4 protein-coding genes are annotated in these 19,483 nt (G+C 72.6%); 2 read left to right on the top strand and 2 right to left on the bottom strand.

Going from position 1 to position 19,483, the window contains the following annotated elements; genetic code table 11:
• The first annotated feature begins 30 nt into the window (after positions 1-30).
• A complete protein-coding gene (locus ABT137_RS04525; protein WP_351702255.1) occupies positions 31-4,572 on the top strand; it encodes an FtsK/SpoIIIE domain-containing protein in 4,542 nt (1,513 codons plus the stop codon).
• A 69-nt stretch (positions 4,573-4,641) separates the two neighbouring features.
• Here ABT137_RS04525 and ABT137_RS04520 read toward each other — a convergent pair whose 3' ends face one another.
• Together ABT137_RS04520 and ABT137_RS04515 are read right to left on the bottom strand one after the other, a co-directional pair.
• Positions 4,642-4,953: a hypothetical protein gene (locus tag ABT137_RS04520; protein ID WP_046730425.1), complete on the bottom strand. Its 312-nt coding sequence runs from the start codon at positions 4,951-4,953 to the stop codon at positions 4,642-4,644.
• Positions 4,954-5,015: 62 nt separating this feature from the next.
• Positions 5,016-5,864, bottom strand: a complete 849-nt coding sequence (locus tag ABT137_RS04515; RefSeq protein WP_351702252.1) for a hypothetical protein — start codon at positions 5,862-5,864, stop codon at positions 5,016-5,018.
• Positions 5,865-6,035: 171 nt separating this feature from the next.
• On the opposite strand from ABT137_RS04515, the gene ABT137_RS04510 reads away from it, so the two are divergent.
• Positions 6,036-19,469, top strand: coding sequence for a hypothetical protein (locus tag ABT137_RS04510; protein WP_351702249.1), 13,434 nt, complete (start codon positions 6,036-6,038; stop codon positions 19,467-19,469).
• Positions 19,470-19,483: the final 14 nt, after the last annotated feature.

Raw genomic sequence — 19,483 nt, 5'->3', positions numbered from 1 at the left:
CCCGTACGAACAAATGCCCGGCTGGGAGCCGTGAACCTCACCATCACCACCGTGGACGCCACGGACGGACAGCGCCGCGACCACCAGGTCCGGCTGCCCTCGAACGCCACCGTCGGCGATCTCGCCGCCGCCCTGACCCAGGACGAGGCCGCCGCCACCGGCGGCGCGGACTGGGCGGCGGCCGGCGCGCCGCGGGCCCGGAACCTCTACGCCGGTGACCACCGGCTCGATCCCGAGACGCCGGTGTCCGGCAGCGGGATCCGGGACGGCGGGCTGGTCGGGCTCGGCGGCCCGGCCCGCCCGGCCGACCTGGTCCGGGTCCAGGACGACGGCGACCGGGACGGCGTGCTCGCCGAGGTGCACCTCGTCTCCGGGCCCGGCGCCGGGCGCACCTGGCGGCTCGGCCCCGGCAGCCACGAGATCGGCACCGACCCGCTGTGCGCCCTGCGGCTCGACGTCGCCGACGGGGTGCCGGAGAGCGGGCTGTGGGTGACGGTCGGCGCGGACGGCACCGCGGCCTGGCAGCGCATCGACAGCGACCCCGAGGCCGCCGTGCGGGCCCGGCTCGCCTCGCCGCCGCCCGACGACGCCATCACCCAGCTGCGCCGCCCCCGCCCGCAGCCGCCGCGCGAACGCCCGGCGGGCCCCGGCCCGGTGCCGTGGCCGGCCGGTGAGGATCTGACGGTGGGTCCGGTGCTGCTGCGGATGAGCGGCCCGGTCGAGGCGGACGCGGCCGTCACGCCGTCCGCCGACGGCTACGGGGTGGACTACAACCGGCCGCCGCGGATCGCCCCGCACCTGGACGCCGAGCGGGTCCGGCTGCCGCAGCCGCCGTCGCCGCCGCAGAAGCGGCCGTTCCCGACCGTGATGATGATCTCCCCGATCGTCCTCGGTCTGTTCATGGTCAGCATCTTCAAGTCGTACTACTTCCTGGTGTTCCTGTTCCTCAGCCCGATGATGATGCTGTCGAACTGGGCGACCGGCCGCCGTGCGGCCCGCAAGCAGTTCCTGGAGTCGGAGGCGGCCTACGAGCGGCGCCGTGAGGTCCTGGAGGAGCAGGTCCGGGACGCGGTGGTGGGCGAGCGGCGGGTGCGGGACAAGACCGGCCCGGACCCGGCGGCGGTCGCCCTGATCGCGACGGGGCCCGGTGGCCGGCTCTGGGAGCGGCGCCGCCGCGACCCGGACCATCTGGTGCTGCGCCTGGGCACGGTGGACCAGCCGTCGGTGCGGGAGCTGGAGGATCCGGCGCGGGACGAGAACCACCGCTCGATCCGCTGGAACATCCCCGACACGCCGATCGGCGTCGACATCACCGCCCACGGTGTGGTGGGCGTCGCGGGTCCGGCCGCCGAGGTGCAGCCGCTGGCCCGCTGGCTGGTGGCGCAGGCCGGTGTCCTGCACAGCCCGCGCGACCTGAGGATCGTCGTCCTGACCGAGCCGGACCGGGTCGCGGACTGGGCGTGGACGCGCTGGCTGCCGCATCTGAAGCCCGGTACGGCCGGTGGTCCCGTGGTCCTGATCGGCAACGACCCGGAGTCCACCTCCGCCCGGATCAGCGAACTGGTCTCCCAGGTGCAGTCGCGCCGCCGGCAGGCCGGCAACGAGCGTGACGTGGTCTTCACCGAGCCCGACGTGCTGGTGATCGCGGACGGGGCGCGGCGGCTGCGGGACGTGCCCGGCATGGTGCAGGTGCTGACCGACGGCCCGCGGGTGCGGATCTTCAGCGTCTGTCTGGACGAGCAGGAGCGGCTGCTGCCCGAGGAGAGCACGGGTGTCGTGCTCGCCGCCGACGGGCGGCTGACCGTACGGCGGCCCGGTGCGCCGGACCTGCCCGCGGTGCGCGCGGACCGGGTCTCCCCCGAGTGGTGCGAGCAACTGGCCCGCGGGCTGGCCCCGATCCGGGACGTCAGCCCCGAGCACGACGCCGGACTGCCCCAGCGGGTGCGGCTCCTGGACCTGCTGGACCAGGAGCCGCCCAACGCGCAGGCCCTGCTGGACCGCTGGCAGACCGATCCCGCCTCCACGTCCTTCCTCATCGGCACCGGCTTCGACGGGCCGCTCTCCCTGGACCTGGTGCAGGACGGACCGCACGGCCTGGTCGCCGGTACGACAGGGTCCGGCAAGTCGGAGCTGCTGCAGACGTTCGTGGCCTCGCTGGCCGCCGCCAACCGGCCCGACGAACTCACCTTCGTGCTGGTCGACTACAAGGGCGGCAGCGCGTTCAAGGAGTGCGCCAGCCTGCCGCACACCCTCGGCATGGTCACCGACCTCGACGCCCACCTCGTGGAGCGGGCCCTGGAGTCGCTCGGCGCCGAACTCCGGCGCCGGGAACAGGTGCTGGCCGCCGCCGACGCCAAGGACCACCCCGAGTACCGGGCCAAGCGGGCCGCCGATCCCTCGCTGGCCCCGCTGCCCCGGCTGCTGCTGGTCATCGACGAGTTCGCCACCCTGGTCCGTGAAGTCCCCGACTTCGTGCCCGGGTTGATCAGCATCGCGCAGCGCGGCCGTTCGCTCGGCATCCACCTGATCCTGGCCACGCAGCGCCCGGCCGGTGTGGTCACCGGTGACATCCGCGCCAACACCAACCTGCGGATCGCGCTGCGGGTCACCGACATGACCGAGAGCCAGGACATCATCGACGTCAAGGACGCCGTCGACATCTCGTCCGGCACCCCCGGGCGGGCCCTGGTGCGGCGCGGGCCGAAGCGGGCGGACCCGTTCCAGACCGCCTGGGTGGGCGCGGAGCGGCCCCGGGAGACCCCGGCCGCCGCGGCCGAGCCGGAGGCCGGTCCCCGCAAGCCGGTGCGTTCGGTGGACGTGGGCTGGGACGCGCTCGGCCGTCCCGCCGAACTGCCCGCCGAGACGCGGACGGTGACGGTCGCGTCCGCGCAGGGGCCGGCCCCGACCGACCTCCAGGCGCTCGTCGAGGAGATCCGCACCGCGGCCGACCTGCTCGACGACTTCACCCCGGAGCCCAGCCCCTGGCTGCCCCCGCTCCAGCGCGAACTGACCCTGGACGACCTGGACGAGCTCGGCGCCACCCGCGAGGGCCGGCTGGTCGTCCCGTACGCCCTGGAGGACGTGCCGCAGCTCCAGCAGCGCCGGGTGGCCGTGGCCGACCTGGCCACGTTCGGGCACCTGTACGTCATCGGCGCGCCGCGCTCGGGCCGTACCCAGGTGCTGCGGACCATCGCCGGGTCTGCGGCCCGGGCGGCGAGCACCGCCGATGTGCACATCTACGGCATCGACGCGGGCGGCGGCGGACTCACCGCGCTGGGGGCGCTGCCGCACTGCGGTGGCGTGGTCTCCCGGCACGACCTGGAGCGGCTGGGCCGGATGCTGCACCGGCTGAACCGGGAGCTGACCGAGCGGCAGGACCTGGCGCAGACGCACAGCGCGACCGGCATCGCCGAGCTGCGCAAGCTGCTGCCGAAGGCCGAACGGCTCGCGCACATCCTGCTGTTCATCGACGGCTGGGACTCGCTCTCGGTCATCATCGACGAGCACGACCACGGCCAGCTGGTGCAGGAGGTGACCCGGCTCATCCGGGAGGGTGCCGCCGCCGGCATCCATGTCATCGCGACCTCCGAGCGCTCCCTGCTGGGCGGGCGGATGGCCGCGCACAACGACCACAAGCTGCTGCTGCGGCAGGGCGACCGCAGTGACTACCAGGCGGTCGGCATGATGCCGAACAAGATCCCGGCCGACATCCCGCCGGGCCGTGGCTGGCACGTCCTCAGCGGCACCGAGACCCAGGTGGCGCAGCTGGCGGCCGGCGGCGGCACCGAACAGGCCGAGGCGCTGCGGGCGATCGGCGAGTCCGCCCGCAAGCGGGACGCACAGGTGCCGGACGCCCGGCGGCCGTTCCAGGTCGCGGTGCTGCCGCGCTCGGTGGAGTTCGCCGAGGCCTACGAGAAGGTCGCGCAGACCGACCGGCGGCCGATGTGGGGGCTGCTCGGCGTCGGCGGCGACGAGGGCGGCCCGGTGGGCACGGACCTGGCGGGTTCCGCCTCGGCGTTCGGGGTGTTCGGCCCGGCCGGGTCGGGCCGCAGCAACGCCCTCGCCTCGATCGCGGTGTCCCTGTTGGCCGGCGGTACCTCGCTGGTCGTCCTCACCCCGCGCGAGTCGCCGCTGCGCGCCCTGGAGCGGCACGCCACGGCCACCGTGCTCACCGAGAACGACCCGTCGGCGGACACCGTGCGGGCGGCGCTGGACGCGCTGCCGGGGCCGAGGGTGGTGGTGATCGACGACGCCGATCTGCTCACCAGTTCGGCGGCGGACAAGCTCCTCAAGGAGATCGCCGTCTCGGGCCGCGACCAGGGCCTGGGGCTGGTCTACGCGGCTTCGGCGGAGGGCTTCCAGAGCGGGATGAGCGGCTGGACGCTCGCGGCCCGCCGGGCGCGGCGCGGTCTGCTGCTCGCGCCGAAGAACCTCACCGAGGGCGACCTGGTCGGCGTACGCCTGATGCCGAGCGTGGTCCGGGCGACGACGCACCCGGGCCGGGCGTGGACGGCCGGACCGAGCGGGGCCCTGCTCGCCCTCCAGGTTCCGCTCACCCCGCTGCGGGCCTGACCCCCGCCGCACGGCACGCGAAGGGGCCCTCCCGGGAAGTCCGGGAGGGCCCCTTCGCGCGTACGGGCGTTACGAGTTGTTCTGCAGGCTGCTGCTGATGCCCTGGTCGAACTGGATGGCGTTCTCCTTGATGCCGTTGAACATCTCGGAGAAGTCGTTGATGCCCTTCACGGCGGCCAGCAGGCTGGTGTCGAAGTTGTTGTAGGTCGTGCGGATGACCTCGCTGGACTGCTGGAAGACCATGCCGTCGTCGACGAGGGTGTTGACCCGGTTGCGCAGGTTGCTGAGCACCGGCAGCAGGTTCTCGTGGGCGTCGTGCAGCAGGCTCACGACCTCCTCGATCTTGTGGTAGTCGAGGTTGATGCCGTTGTAGCTGGCCATGGGGTTCCTGTCCGTTCCTGTCGTACTCGATGGGGTGATGAGGTGGCTGGTCCGCTGTTCGACTATTCGACGACCGGCGGGTTGTCGGACGGGTCGCCCGACCCGCTGTCGTCGTTGCCGCCCACCTGCTGCCAGTCCGGCTGGTTGCCGTTGGCGTCCTTGGGGCCGCGGGTGTACTCGGTGCGGTCGCCGTCACTGCCGGTGGTCACCATCGTGCCGCTGCCGTCGGAGTTGAGGTTGGTCTCCGAGTGCACGGTGCTGCCGTCCGGGTACGAGGTGTCCGTGGTGTAGTGATTGCCGTCGCTGGAGTAGTTGGTGACCGAGGTGTACGTCTTGCCGTCGTAGGTGACGGTGGACTCCTCCTTGATCACGTGGCGCTGGTCGTCGAGCGTGAGATGCGTGTGGACGGTGCCGCGGTCGGTGGTGATCGTCTGGTCCAGCGGCGGGTTGCCGGGGTCGGTGGCGGAGCAGAAGTCCGGCATCGTGCCGTCCGGGCCGGGCACGCACTGGTCGAGGTGGGACTGCTTGTAGTCCCACAGGTCCTTGTCCCGGAAGTAGTTCTGCAGCCCCAGGTTGCTGCCGGTGATGCCCATGCCCTGGGCCAGTTCCGAGTCGAACGACAGGAACGCCTCGCCCACCGAACCGAAGGCGCCCGCCAGCTCCTTGAGGCCCTTGTCCGCGTGGGACATGGTGCTGCTCGCGTTGGAGTAGAAACCCGAGAGCGCGTCGGCGAGGGTCTGGTCACCGAGGACCGTCAGGGCCTCGGTGGAGGTGTATCCGTCGTAGTCCGTCTGGCCCAGCCGGGAGAACGTGCTGTTGTCGAGGAGCGGACCGATGTCGCCGGCCAGGTTCTCCAGGTCCCGTTTGGCGTCGTTGAGGACGTTGTATTCGATTTTCAGGCCATCGGCCATGGGTGGGCCTCCCAGTCACGACTCCGGTCAGTTGGACCACGCCGCACACGCCCCGCCGGTTCACCTGGGACGGCGGCTGTAACCCAGATCACGTGAACCGCAGCGGCCGCTGTGGCGTGGTCAGTTGGGGAGGAACCGCCCCGAGCCCCGCAGCTTCCGGGAGGAACCCGTATGCCACGCCCGACCGACTGGAACGCGATCGGGCTGGACAGCGACCCAACTCCGGGCGAGCCCGACCAGATCCGGACGCTGTCCACCGAGCTCAACCACCTGGGTTCCGAGGCCCGCCGCATCAGCACGGCGATCGACGCGGTGATGAACACCGCCGGTGACAGCGTCTTCGTCGGCGAGGCCGCCGATGCCCTGCGCGGCAAGGTCAACGACCGGCTGCGCGGGCACATCGAGGACGTGGCGCAGTCCTTCGAGAGCGCGGCGACCGCGCTGAACACCTGGGCGGACAAGCTGGTCGACCTCCAGTCCCGTGCCGACGGCGCGCTCAACTCGGGCCGCGGGCTGTCCGAGGACGACCCGGACCGGGAGACCTACGCCTCCACGGCCCGGCAGGCCGGGACCGAGCACGGCGAGGGCGCGGCCACGGCGGCGGGCAGCATCTCGGGGGTCTCCAACATCCAGCTGCCGATCTCCGAGTGCCAGATCTTCTGGGAAGCGTTCCAGTGGCTGGCGATCATCCTGATCGTGCCGGCGCTGATCTTCGGCGGCCCGATCGCGCTGCTCGCCCTCGGCGTCAACCTGACCCTCTTCATCAAGACCATCGTCGACTTCGCCAACGGCAACGCCAGCTTCCTCGACCTCTTCCTCGCCGGACTCGGCATCCTGGCGCCCACCACCAAGGCGCTGCCGATCTTCCAGATCATCAAGGGCGTCGCGACGAGCGCGTTCGCCAAGGGGTTCGCCAACATCGCCCGGGGCACCTTCCAGGCGCTGCGCAACCTGTTCACCAACGGCTTCCGCCCCACCACCCTGCTGCTCGGCCTCAAGGACCTGGTGCGCCTCGGCAGCACCTGGGTCTACAAGGGCGGCCTGTGGGTGCTGGACGGCATCCACAACCTGCCCAACGTCATCAGCCACGGCGTCAACTCCCTCAGCCTGACGGTCGTGCAGGGCTTCAAGGCGATTCCCGGGTTCGTGCGCGGGCTGCCCGAGACGCTCTCCCGGGGCTGGCAGGCCACCAAGGGGTGGGTGGGCCAGGAGTTCGGCGGCACCAAGTGGCTGCGGATCTTCCTGCCGGTGGACGCGGCGGAGATCGGCGAGTACGGCTTCGCGCGCGCCCTGCGGATCGGCCTCTTCGACCGCGGTGTGCTCGGCCAGCACGTCTTCGGCGCCCCGATCACCAGCAGCATCGGCCGTACGATCAGCTCGGTCCCGGTCGACCCGCGTACCGTCGACGCCCTGGTCGACATGCCCCGCATCCAGCTGAACGAGGTGCGGTTCGGGGCGGGTTCGGGGCAGAGCAGCATCCGCAACCTCGACCTCAACATCCCGAGCACGCATCTGGACGTGACCTCCACGCTGCGGCCGCCGTCCCTGAACCTGGGCGACGTCGGCGCGATCGCCCACCGCGGCAACTTCGGCGTCCACGCGGCGCGCACGGTGGACGCGCTGGTCGACATGCCGCATGTGCAGCTCGGCAACGTGCACGTGGAGAACTTCGGGGCGCTGGGCGGGCACTCGGAGCTCGGGGTGAGCGCCGGCGCCACGCCGACCATCACCACCGCGTCCGGCCTGCACGTGCCCGCCTCGGCCGGGGTCCCCGGAGCCACCCACGGCATCACCAACACGCCGGTCACCGCCGTCTCCGGGGGCGCCCACACCACGCTCACCGGGCTGCCCCCGACGCCGGCGAACCTCACCTCCCACGCGGACGTGCTGCTGCCGGGCGGCGCGCACAGCACCACCCACACTCCGGGCAGCACCGTCCTCACCGGCACCCACGCCACACCGCCGCCGGTCGCGGCCACGCTCGGCGACCTGTCGACCGCCAACCCGACCGCGGGCACCCTGCACTCCGCGTTCACCGGCACCCCGGGCGTGGGCACCGTGCACGCACCGGGCACCCCCGGCATCGGCGCCGCCCACACCACGCTGACCGGCACCCCGGGCACGAACATCGCCCACACCGCGCTCGACTCGGCCCCGGCGCCCGGCGCCCCGCACGACGTGACGGCGCCGCACAGCCTGCTCACCGGCCCCACGACCGTCGCCCACCCCTCCCCGACCGGCATCGGGCACGGCGGGCCGGGCAACGTCGACGCCGGGGTCTCGGCCTTCGACCTGCTGGCCGGCACCCGCCACAACACCCCGCACTCACCCGTGGCCCCCGGCACCGGCGACGCCCTCGCCGAGCGCACCACCAGCGCCCTCAACGCCAACCAGACCCGCCTCCACCTCGACGAACTCGTGCACCAGCCGGGCTCGCCGCGTCCCGGGACCCCGGCGGAGCGGCTCCCGCACGGCTCGCCGTCCCCGACGCCGGGGACGCCGGACCGGCTCACGATCACCCCGGCCACCCCGGACCGGCTGACGACGAGCCCCATCACCCCCGACCGGCTCACCGTCAACGCCGGTACGCACGAGCCGGCTCCCCCGTCCGTCGGCGGCTCCGGGCACCCGGGTCCCGGCGGCGACCACAGCCGCTCGGCCCTCGACCTGGTCGACACCGGCCGCAGCGCCCGCACCACCGACAGCCCCGCCTTCGCCGGCGCGCCCGCCCACACGGACGCCGACAAGGGCCTGGCCGGCTCTTCCACCGGCACCCCGGCGCATGTGCCCGAGGACCTGCCGTCCCACGCCACCCCCACCCCGCCCGGCACCCGCACCCCGCTGCCGGGCCACTCCTCGCCCGCGCCGGCCGCCCACACCGCCGACACCACCGGCGCCTTCGACGACCTGCTCAAGGACCCCAACGTCGTCAAGGTCCCCGGCAACCACGAGCTCGCGGTCAAGGCACCGCGCGGCGGCACGCCCGAACTCCACGGCGGCGCGGTCGAGTCGGGCCTGTACACCGTGGACAAGCAGGGCACGGGCTTCGTCGTACGGCAGCTGGACGCCGTCGGCGGCACCGTGGTGCACAGCTGGACGTTCAAGCGGCTGGGCGGCATCCGCCTCGCCGAGGAGACCGTGCGGTTCGGCGACGGCCCGTTCGGCGGGGTGAGCGTCAAGGTCGCGGGCAAGTCCGTGGACTCCGTGCGCGACGGCGCCGACACCTGGCCGGCGAAACTGGGCGGCGAGGACGAGATCGTGGTCGCCTCCACCTCCGGCAGCCATGTCTACAGCCGGTCCACCGGCGACCTGCTGCGCTCCTCCACCCCGGACATCACGCTGCCCCCGCGCCCGGCCGGGCTCACCGGCACGTCCGCGGACAGCTGGGACGCCGCCGCGCACGCGGCCCGCGGCCACATGGGCAAGGCTGCCGCCGACAACGACACCAAGCTCTTCATGCAGGGCGTCATCGGTGGCGCGTTCACCTCGAAGAAGGGGTATGGCGGCTTCGTCAACCCCAGCGCCCTGGAGGCCAATCCGGGTCTGGTCGGCAAGGTCAAGCAGTTCAACAAGGTCGCCGGCGACCTGATGTTCGAGGGCCCCAACCAGCGCATGACGGTGTGGCGGGGCGTGTCCATGGACCCGCGGGCCGCGCAGGCCGACGTGTTCGTGGAGCGGCTGCCCGCCTCGACCTCCAACAACCGCGCCTTCCAGGCGGAGTGGGCGAAGAACGGCGTCAACAGCAACCGCGTCGTCTTCGAGATCGACGTCCCGGCCGACCACGGCAAGCTCGCCATGGCCTACCCGCCGGGGTACCAGAAGGCCGCCGACGACGCCCTCGCGCTCAACCAGGACCAGTGGGAGGTCACCCTCTCGCCGACCCGGCTGGTGCGGACCGGGCCGGCCCGGGTCGAGGACGGCATCACGGTCGTGCCGGTGCGCGCCGAGCAGATCCCGGAGGCCCAGCTCGACACGCTCATCAACGAGAAGTGGTCCGGGCTGCACTCGGGCGAGGCGTTCGAGGACTTCGGCCGCGCCTTCGGGCAGGACGCGATGCGCCGTTGGGAGGGCCTCGGTGACGCGGTCGTCCGGGAGGGCGGTGACGGCCCGAACGTGAAGACGTTCACCGTCGGCCGGCCCGGTTACGCGGACGAGATGACCATCACCGTCACCCACAAGGTGGACGACAACGCGGTGTCCGTCACCATCACCGGCGGCGACCGCACCTTCACCAGGGAGTGGAGCGGCACCGGCTTCAACGACCTCGCCGCCGACCTGCGCGGCCACGTCCTCCACAACAACGAACTGCTCAGCTCGCTGCCGACGCCCACGTCATGGGGCAAGGAGCTGCCGAGCCCGACCCACCCCGGCGCGGCCCACACGGACACGCCCGTCCCCAGCCCGACCCGGGGCACCCCCGACACGACGCCGACGCCACGCCCGGACACCTCGCACTCCGGTGGCCAGGAGCTGCCCGGGCGCGGGCCCCGGCTCACCCCGGCCGACATCGAGCAGGCGTGGTTCCGGGACGGCGAACGCGTCGACGCGCTCTTCGGCCACCTGGACGACCCGCTGCGCGGGGCCCGCCGCGAGGCCTGGGGGGACCACGTCCAGGCACGGTACGACCTGGGCCGGGCCGAGGACCTGCTGCCGCACAACGGGCACGCGGGCAGCTCCCGCGGCCCCACGCCCGACGAGATCCGCGCCCGCGAGAACGTCGACCTCGCCCAGCAGCGGTACGACGCCACACACCACCGTCTGACCGAACTCGGCGTCGACCCGGTGCGGATGGAGGCCGATCTCGGCGCCCTGCGCCGGCTCAGCCTGAAGGAGCGGCCCCGGCTGCTCGGCGGCACGGTCACCACGGCGAACGACGCGACTCCCCCGCCCGCGGCCGCCGTCCCCGCCGCCCACGGCGAGGCGGGCGCGGCCTCCGTGACACCACCCAGGCGGCTGAACGACATCCTGGCCGACCAGACCAAGGCCCATCAGGAACTGCAGCAGGCGGAGATCAAGCAGACGCAGACCGGCAAGGACGCCGACAAGATCGCGGAAGCCAAGGCGAACGTGACCGAGGCGGACACGAGGTTCAAGGACGCCACCCGCGAACTCGACGAGGCACTCCAGCACGAACTCGACAACCGCCTGCTCTCCCAGCGGGAACTGAACCAGCTCGTCGACCAGTTCGCGGGCGCCGGCGACATCGACCGGGCCCGGAAGCTGCAGACCCACGCACGGAATCTGGACGCCGGCTCCCGCGGCGCGGGCGACGGCCCCGTCCGCGCGGACCAGTTCATCCGGACCGGCGAGGAGATCCGGTCCCAGTCGGTCACCGTCCGGCGGCTCGCCAACGAACTCGAGACCCTGGTGAAGGCGGGCACGACTCCGCACACCGAGCTCAAGGGTCTCGCCGAGGGGCTGGAGAAGGCTGCCAAGGACCTGGACGCGGCCCTCCAGGGCCATGTCACGGACGCCGCCCGCTTCGGGGGCACGTACACCCTGCGCAACCAGCACACGCCCGTCGCCGCCGTGGCCCACCATCTCTCCGAGCTGGTCGACGACGCCGTCAAGGCGGCGAAGCCGGGCGACAACCTCGTGCTCAAGGGTTTCCTCGGCACCGACGCGTCCGTGGAACGGATCCAGCGCGGCATCCCGGACCTCCTGCGGCGCTATCGCGAGAACCAGGCGTTCGGCGAGGTGCACAGCGGCTCGCAGTGGAACGCCGTACTGCCCGGGACCGAGGCCCAGTGGCGGAAGGTCTTCGAGGACTTCGACGGCTTCGACAAGCTCTCCCGGTCCCAGCAGCACGACTTCGTGCGCAAGCTGTCCGAGCAGAACATCGCGGACCTGCGTGCCGACGTCGACAGCCTGCTGAAGAACATGCCGGAGGCGGACCGCCCGAAGTTCCAGGAGCTGCGGGACAGGCTCCAGGACCTGCCGTACCGGATCAAGCACGCCACTCCGGCCTACCACGCCATCGCCAACAGCGGTGTGATGTCCTCCCAGGGCGACCTGGCCCGCCGGGGCGTCAGGTTCCTGGCGTCCGGCAAGAGTTCGGCGAAGAACACCTCCAACCTGGGCAACGACGACTTCGTGTTCTTCCGCATGGAGGTCGGCGACAAGCCGATGGCGACCCGGTACGGGCCGACCACCCTCGTCTTCGACGCCAAGGTCCTGGAGGAGAAGAGCGGCTGGGTCTCGCTGCACGACCAGCTGCACCCGCTGGACCGCGACACCATGAACCAGCTGAAGGTCGGCGACGACGTCGTGCGCAGCGCGAAGTACGACGACGGCTTCGACGAGGTGGGCAGGCGGGGCCGCTGGACGTACGAGTATCCCGACCACAGCACTCGCCAGGTCTCCTTCGAACAGGAGGTCTTCCACGGCGAGCACGTGCAGGAGGCGCTCGCTCTGTCGGTGGTGCGCGAGGTCCATCTCATCGGCGGCGCCTTCAAGGACGACGTCTTCAAGCTGCTCGCCGACACCGCGACTCCGGAGGAACTGGGCTCGGTCATCTCCAAGCTGTACCGTCCCGAGGCGAAGTTCGGCTCGGGGCTGCCCATCAACCCGTTCGAGAGCCATGCCACGAGCGAGTGGCCGTCGCCGCTCGCGGTCCATGACGCGGACGGCGACGGACGCTATCTCGCCGACGGCACGGTCGACCCGGCCGCACGGGCCGCCGGCAAGGCGTTCGACGAGGCGTCGGACCGGATGCGGCAGGCGGACAACGCCGTCAAGAGCGGCAACAACAAGGCACTGCGCTACAACCTCAACAAGGCGCAGCCGCACGCCGAGCAGTCGGTCAAGCTGACCCAGGAGTTCCACGCGGCCGCCGTCGGCGAACGCAAGGACATGGCGAAGACCCTGCTCGACCAGCGCGAGCAGCTCCTCAAGGACATCAACACCCGGCTCGACGCCCTGAAGCCGCAGAACAGGCCCGAGGGCACCAAGGCGCAGCCCAGGCCGGGCAAGAACCAGGGCGCCGGGACCTCCTCGTCGACCGCCGCGGTGAACGGCCCCAACCTGAGCACGCTTCCGCAAGCGGCCGAGGATGCGCTCAATGCCGTAGCGGGGATCACCGACCACATGAGGAAGATGGTCCGAGCGCTCGCCAACTCGGACGGTTTCCGGGTCCTGCCGGACTCCAATGTCGGCACGCACACCACGGCGGCCGTCGACCTGGGCAGGACCGCCTTCGGCAAGGCGTTCAAGCACCTGGCCAAGGAGAAACTGGTCTATGGTGACGGCGCGGGCCTCCACTTCACGGACGACGGCCGCCGGCTGTTCCTGCCGCCGAGCACCGAGACAAAGACAGCGGCGCCGTCCGGGTCCGGTGCGACCGACGTCCACACGACCCCGGCGCACTCCCAACCCCAGCTGCCACACACCCAGTTGGGTCCTGACATCGAGGCCCCCGCACTCGTCGGCGACGGCCTCCCGTCCCGCACCCTGGACATCAACTCCCCGGCACCGCACGACCTCAGCACCGGCTCACCGGCACCCCACCACGCCGGCCCGGACACCATGTCCCCGGCGCCGCACGACCTCGACACCAAGTCCCCGGCACCGCACGGTACCGACACGCAGACGCCGGCACCGCACAGCGTCGACTCCGAGAAGGCCGCGCCGCTGATCAAGGAGGGCGACACCACCGTCTCGCACTCCACGAACCACGGCGTCGCGACGCACCCCCTCGACGCGGAGACCGCGCCGCAGCACCTCTCCGACACCACCACACCGCACCGCCCGGCCGAGACCGAGACGGAGACCTTCCAGCCGCACCCGCTCGACACCGGCACGCCTCCGTCCCGCCTCGCGGCGACCGACACCACCACACCGCACCTCGCCGACGCCGAGACGCGCACACCCCACCTCGCGGACACCGGCACCACCCCGCCCCGCCCCACCGAAACCGAGGCGGCCGCAACGCACCTCGACGACGTCCACCCGGCCGCGCCCCACCATGGCGACGGCGGCGACTTCACCCCGGTACCCCCGAGGGACGGCACGCGGCTCGGTGACTCCGTCCTGGACGACATGCTCGGGCCGCCCCGGCGGACCGGCGACACCACCGCAACACCGGCGCCCGGCACCGCTCACCCGGCCGCGCCCGACCTCCTCGACCGGGACGCCTTCCGCCGTAGCACGTACCGGGAGCACGGCATCCGCGCCCGCTCGCAGATCCGGTACGTCGACCGGGCACTCGACGCCTTCCACCATGTCCCCGCCGACCGGTTGGCGCAGCGGGCCCAGGCCCTCGACAATCTGGCCGACGCCGCCCAGCGCTTCCTGCGGGACCGCCCGGACTCGGTCCGCCGCGCCGGAGTGGAACAGCTGCTGAACCAGGTGCGGGCCGAGGCGAACGCCTACCGGCTGCTCGACGACTTCCGGCGGCTCGGCGGCGACGGTGACGGGCTGGCCGGCCGCACCCGTACCGCGCTCGCCGCCGGCGGCACGACCCCGTACACGCAGACCAGGCTCCAGACGATGCTCGACGGCATGGACAGGTCCGCGCAGGCCCAGCGGCAGAACGACGCCCTGAGCCTGCTGGACGGCACCCCGCCGCTCCGGAACACCGGTGACACCACCCTCGCGGCGCCCTCCCGGCAGCCCGGGGAGACGCCGTGGGCGGAGGATTCGGCGCGGCTCGACGAGCTGCTGGGCGGCGACGGCCGGCCGTTCCGCGAGGCCTGGGTCGAGCTGTCGTCCGCCCGGGTCGAACTGAACCGGGTCGAGGATCTGCGTGCCGCGCCGGGCGGAGCCGGCACCTCACGGGGTGTCAGTGAATACGACGTGCAGCTCAACCACGAGCTGATCTCCGCTCAGGAGCGCTTCCGCTCCGCCTACACGAACCTTGAGGACCTCGGTGTCCATCCGACCGAGATCGAGGCCCGGATCCACGAGATCGAGCTGGGGGCCACCCGCCGCGGCGCGACGCTCGGCGCGGGCAAGCTCGACACGCTGCCCGACTCCGCCCCGCCCGCGGTCAACCACATCGCTCTGAACAACTCGGGCGTGAGCGGGCCGAACGGCCTGACCATCGAGCGGAGCGTGGGCCAGGACAACGCGGTGACGCTGCGGGTGGTCGACCAGCAGTTGCACCCGGACCCGGCGCGCACGGTCGTCGCCCGGCCGGACGGCGGTTTCGACGTCCGGAACACCCAGTCGGACACCGTCGACACCTACACCGCGAACGGCGACCGGATCGCCTACGACATGCCACTGCACGGGGCCGACGGCGGGCCGACCGGGCTGCGTCTGCACACCGACATCAACGGCCACGGTGCGCGCCAGACCCTGACGGTGCGCGGCCCCGGAGCGGACCGGCTGACCGCCTTCCCGCTGCCCGGAGACGCGGCGCGGATCACCCATCTCGACACCGGCGTCACCCAGCGCGTGGACGCCCTGGGTCGCCGGCTCGACGAGGGTGTCCAGCTCACCGGCCGGGACGGCGTCCCCGGCGGGGCCGACCGGGTGTGGGTCACCGGCGGCGCCGACGTCCATGTCACCGATCTCGCGGGCAACCGTCTTGACCTGCGGGTGCAGGACCTGGGTGACGGGAACGGCGTCAGGGTCACCGATGAGACGACCGGGGTGTCCGTACGCCACGACGGCCAGGGCCGTCTCCAGGAGACCGGTGTCTCGCTGACCGACCCGCGGGGCACGCGCGGGGAGCGGTTCCTGGCCGACGACGGCACGGGCCGCTTCACGCTGACCGACCCGTCCGGTGCTCGGCAGCCCCAGACGGTCACCGCGCTGCCCGGCGGCCCCGGCTTCCGGGTGACCGACGAGACGAACGGCGCGACCAGCAGGTTCACGGCCGACGGCCGCTACCAGGACACCGGCCTCGCCCTGTTCGACCCGGCGGCGAACGCGCGCGGCGGCCGGATCGTCGTACCGGACGGCGCGGGCGGTCACCGTCTCACCGACGCGGCGGGGCAGCCGCTGCCCCAGCGGGTGGTCGCGGTCGGCGGCAACCGGCCGCGCACGATCGACGACGTCACCGGCGAGTCCGTGCTGTACGACACCCAGGGCCGCCCGGCGAGCACCTCGACCGCGCTGGCCGACCCGGCCGGCGGGCCGCGCGGCGCCCGGTTCACCGAGCCGGACGGGGCCGGCGGTCACCGCCTCACCGACGCCGACGGCAACCGACTGCCCGACACCGTCACCACGCTGGCGAACAACGGCGGTTTCCGCACCGTCCACGACACGGGCCACCGCACCTTCACGCTGAACGGCGACTTCGCGGGCGACGGGCTGCGGCTGACCGGACGGGACGGCGCGCCGGCCGGGCATCTCGACCGGCCGCTCGGCGCGGCTCCGCACCGGCTGGACGACGCCTTCGCTCCGGACCCGGCGCGGGCGGTCACCTTCGACGCGGCCGGCCGCATCGAGATCGCCCGACCCGGCGGCGGCCGGCAGGTCTTCGACCAGCACACCGGACGGTTCGCGCAGGAGACGGTCCCGCTGCCCGGCGGCGGTCACCGGACCACCCTGGCCGACGGGACGTTCACCCGGTACGACGGCCAGGGTGCCGTCGCGGCCACCGGCACCCCGCTGCCCGTGGGCCACGGCGGACGCCACCTCGTCGTGGCGCCGCCGACCGCGCAGCACCCCGGCGCCTGGTTGGAGGACGCGGCGGGCGGCAGGCTCGCGCACTGGGACGCCGTCCGGCGGCCCGACGGCACCACGCGGATCGTCTTCGACGACCGGACCAGCCCGCGGCACGGCGAGTTCGTGCACCTGGCCGCCGACGGCAGCGTGGCCCGGCAGGGCTTCAACGTGCTGGACAACGGGCGACGCACGGACTACCGGTACGTCGTCGACCACGCCACGGGCACCTGGGAGCGGACCACCAGGTCCGGCGCGCCCGTGGCGGCCGGGTCCTTCCACCACGGCACCGCCGACCTGACCGGCGCCGCGGGCGGCCACGTCAAGCTGCTCAGCTCGACCAAGAAGCAGGTGCCGGTCTTCGAGCGCCGGGTGCTGCCCGGTGCCTCCGGCGACGTGGTCGACTCCTTCCGGCGTACCGACACGATCGACTTCGCCCGCACCAACCCCCGTACCCACTGGGTGCGCTGGGACGACACCGGCACTCCGCTCGGCACGGGCAGCCGGCACTACGACACGGCGGGCACCGGCTGGCGCGACACCGACGGCTGGGGCCGCACGGTGCGCGAGTACCGCGACGGGCTGCAGAAGTTCAACGGCCGGACCGGCCACACCCTGGGTGTCGACAACGGCAACGGGGCCTGGACCTGGCACCGTTACGACGGCGACGGCAAGGTGATCGCCTCGGGACCGCGGACCCGGGAGCGCATCGGCAGCGGCTGGACCGACCGCACCGCGGACGGCCGGATCGCCCAGCAGCAGTGGGGCATGGCCGAATGGCCCGAGCGGGCCGGCCAGTACCAGGAACACACGATGAACCCGGCCGACGGGAATCTCCGCGCCACCTGGGAACGGCACTCCCCGCACGGCAAGGAGGTCGGCAAGCACGAGGCCTTCGGCGACGGCTTCCTGACCACCGACCGCTGGCGCGAGCAGCGCCCGCCCACCTGGGTCCGCACCCGCTGGCTGGCCGGCGCCGAGCACACCCGGCCGCCGTACGCCCATGTCCGGGGCGACGACACCTACCAGTTGTTCACCTGGACGAAGGAAGCCGGGGACGGCGCCACCACCTCCGGGGTGCGTTACGTCGGGATGGACGGCAGCGCTCTGGACCTGGCGGCCGACGGCACCTTCGCGCGCTTCAGCGGCAAGCTGCAGGACGGCACGTCCCTGAAGGTCGGCGATCACGCGGCGCGCCCCGGCCACCCCCCGGCCAACCCGGGCGACCACCCGTGGCAGGCCGGCGACCTCAGGGGCTACCGCCAACCGCTCGCGAACGACCCGGAGGGCAGGCTCTGGCAGGACGTCCACCAGGACGCCGGCGGCGTCACCCGGACCGCCCGTGAGGGCCGCCCGAACGGGGTCGTGCGGGAGTTCACCGGTGACCGCACCTGGGTGGACCGGGACCCGCACGGCAACCTCGTCGGGCAGAGCCACGCCAACCCGGACGGCACCGCCGGACGGGTGATCCAGGGCTCCGGCCGCGCCGACTCGGGCCGCTGGACCTGGCGTGAGCTGGACGCCCAGGGCACCGAACTCGGCAGCGGCCGACGGGAGTTCTTCCGTGGCTCGAACGACTCGCGGCTGCCGTGGGACGACTCCTACCGGGACTACGACGGCAACGGGAACCTGGTCCGCGAGCGCCGGATGCTGGACTCCGGCCGGTACGTCGACGCCTGGCGGGACAACCAGGGCGACTGGCGCGTCAGTACCCACGAACGCAACGGCACGCCCGTCGCCGTGGGCAACGGCGAGCAGGTGCGCCGCTGGTGGAACGGCCGTGCCTGGCAGGACCGGTGGACGGACGGCGCCCGCCACTTCCGTGACGAGTTGCGCGTGCCCGGCCAGGCCGCGCCCACCGTGCTGCGCGAGACCCCGGTGCACAACGGCGGACCGCTGCGGGTGCGGGCGTACAGCACGACCGTCACGCAGAACACCCCGGCCGGCTCGGTCTGGAAGGAGTTCGACCACGGCAGTGTGGTGCGGGAGCGCAAGGCCGACGGCGGCGGGTTCCTGGAGACCGACGCCTGGCGCGGTCAGTGGAACCGTTACAACAGGAACGGCGATCTGATCGCCCAGCGCACCGACAGCGGCTTGGTGTTCGAGCGGGACACGTTCAACACCTGGCGGCTGGTCGGCAACGAGTACGACTTCCGCGGCGCGCTCACCGAGATCCGCGGCTGGGGCCGTACCACCCGTGAGGCCCAGCGCATGCCGTGGTCCGGCACGGTCCTGCCCGACGGCAACGCGGCGCTGCGCGAGGCGCGTTACGAGCCGTACTGGCAGTCCGTGGCCAAGAAGGCGGCGCTGGAGTTCGGCCAGGAGTTCATCCTGGAGTTCGGTGCGAACCTGGCCGTCAACGGGATCGTGGCCGCCGTCCAGAACAAGCCGTTCACCGGCAAGGACGCGCTGAAGTCGTTCGCCAACGCGGCGGTCGGCGCGACCATCAAGACCGGTCTGAGCACCGCGGTGCACGAGAACCGGGCCCTCGGGTTCGAGAAGCTCGGCCAGTTCAAGGCGGGCATCGCCAACATCGACGGCGGCAAGCCGTGGACCCGGCGTCCGCTGAACCACGACAAGACCTGGGTCAACGAGTGGGCGGGCAACGAGACGCCGACCCGCTGGCGGGGCGGTATGTACGACTTCTCGTTCGGTGTCCTGAGCAGTGCGCTGTCCGGCTGGGTCAACGGCAGCATGAACGCGGCCGTGTGGGGCGTGACCAACGCGGACGGGCAGACCGTGAAGCTGCACGGCGGGGACGCGGTCTGGGAGGGCGGGATCAACGCCGCCGCCTCGGTCACCACGGCGGCCACCACCGGACTCGTCAAGAACGTGTTCGTGATGAGTGCCGGCAGCCGGCTCTTCCACCGCCAGGGCTTCGCCGACTTCTGGATCCAGCTACCCTTCAAGATCTTCGAGAAGACGATCCAGTCGCTGTACCTGACCAGTACGTATCGTGCGAGCATCAATCCGACGTACTACCAGGCACCGTGACCGGGCAGCGGCGA

This window comes from Streptomyces sp. NPDC001980, from assembly GCF_040296885.1.
Classification (GTDB): domain Bacteria; phylum Actinomycetota; class Actinomycetes; order Streptomycetales; family Streptomycetaceae; genus Streptomyces.
Note: the sequence above shows the minus strand (reverse complement) of the source record. Positions and strands in the feature narration are given on the sequence as shown.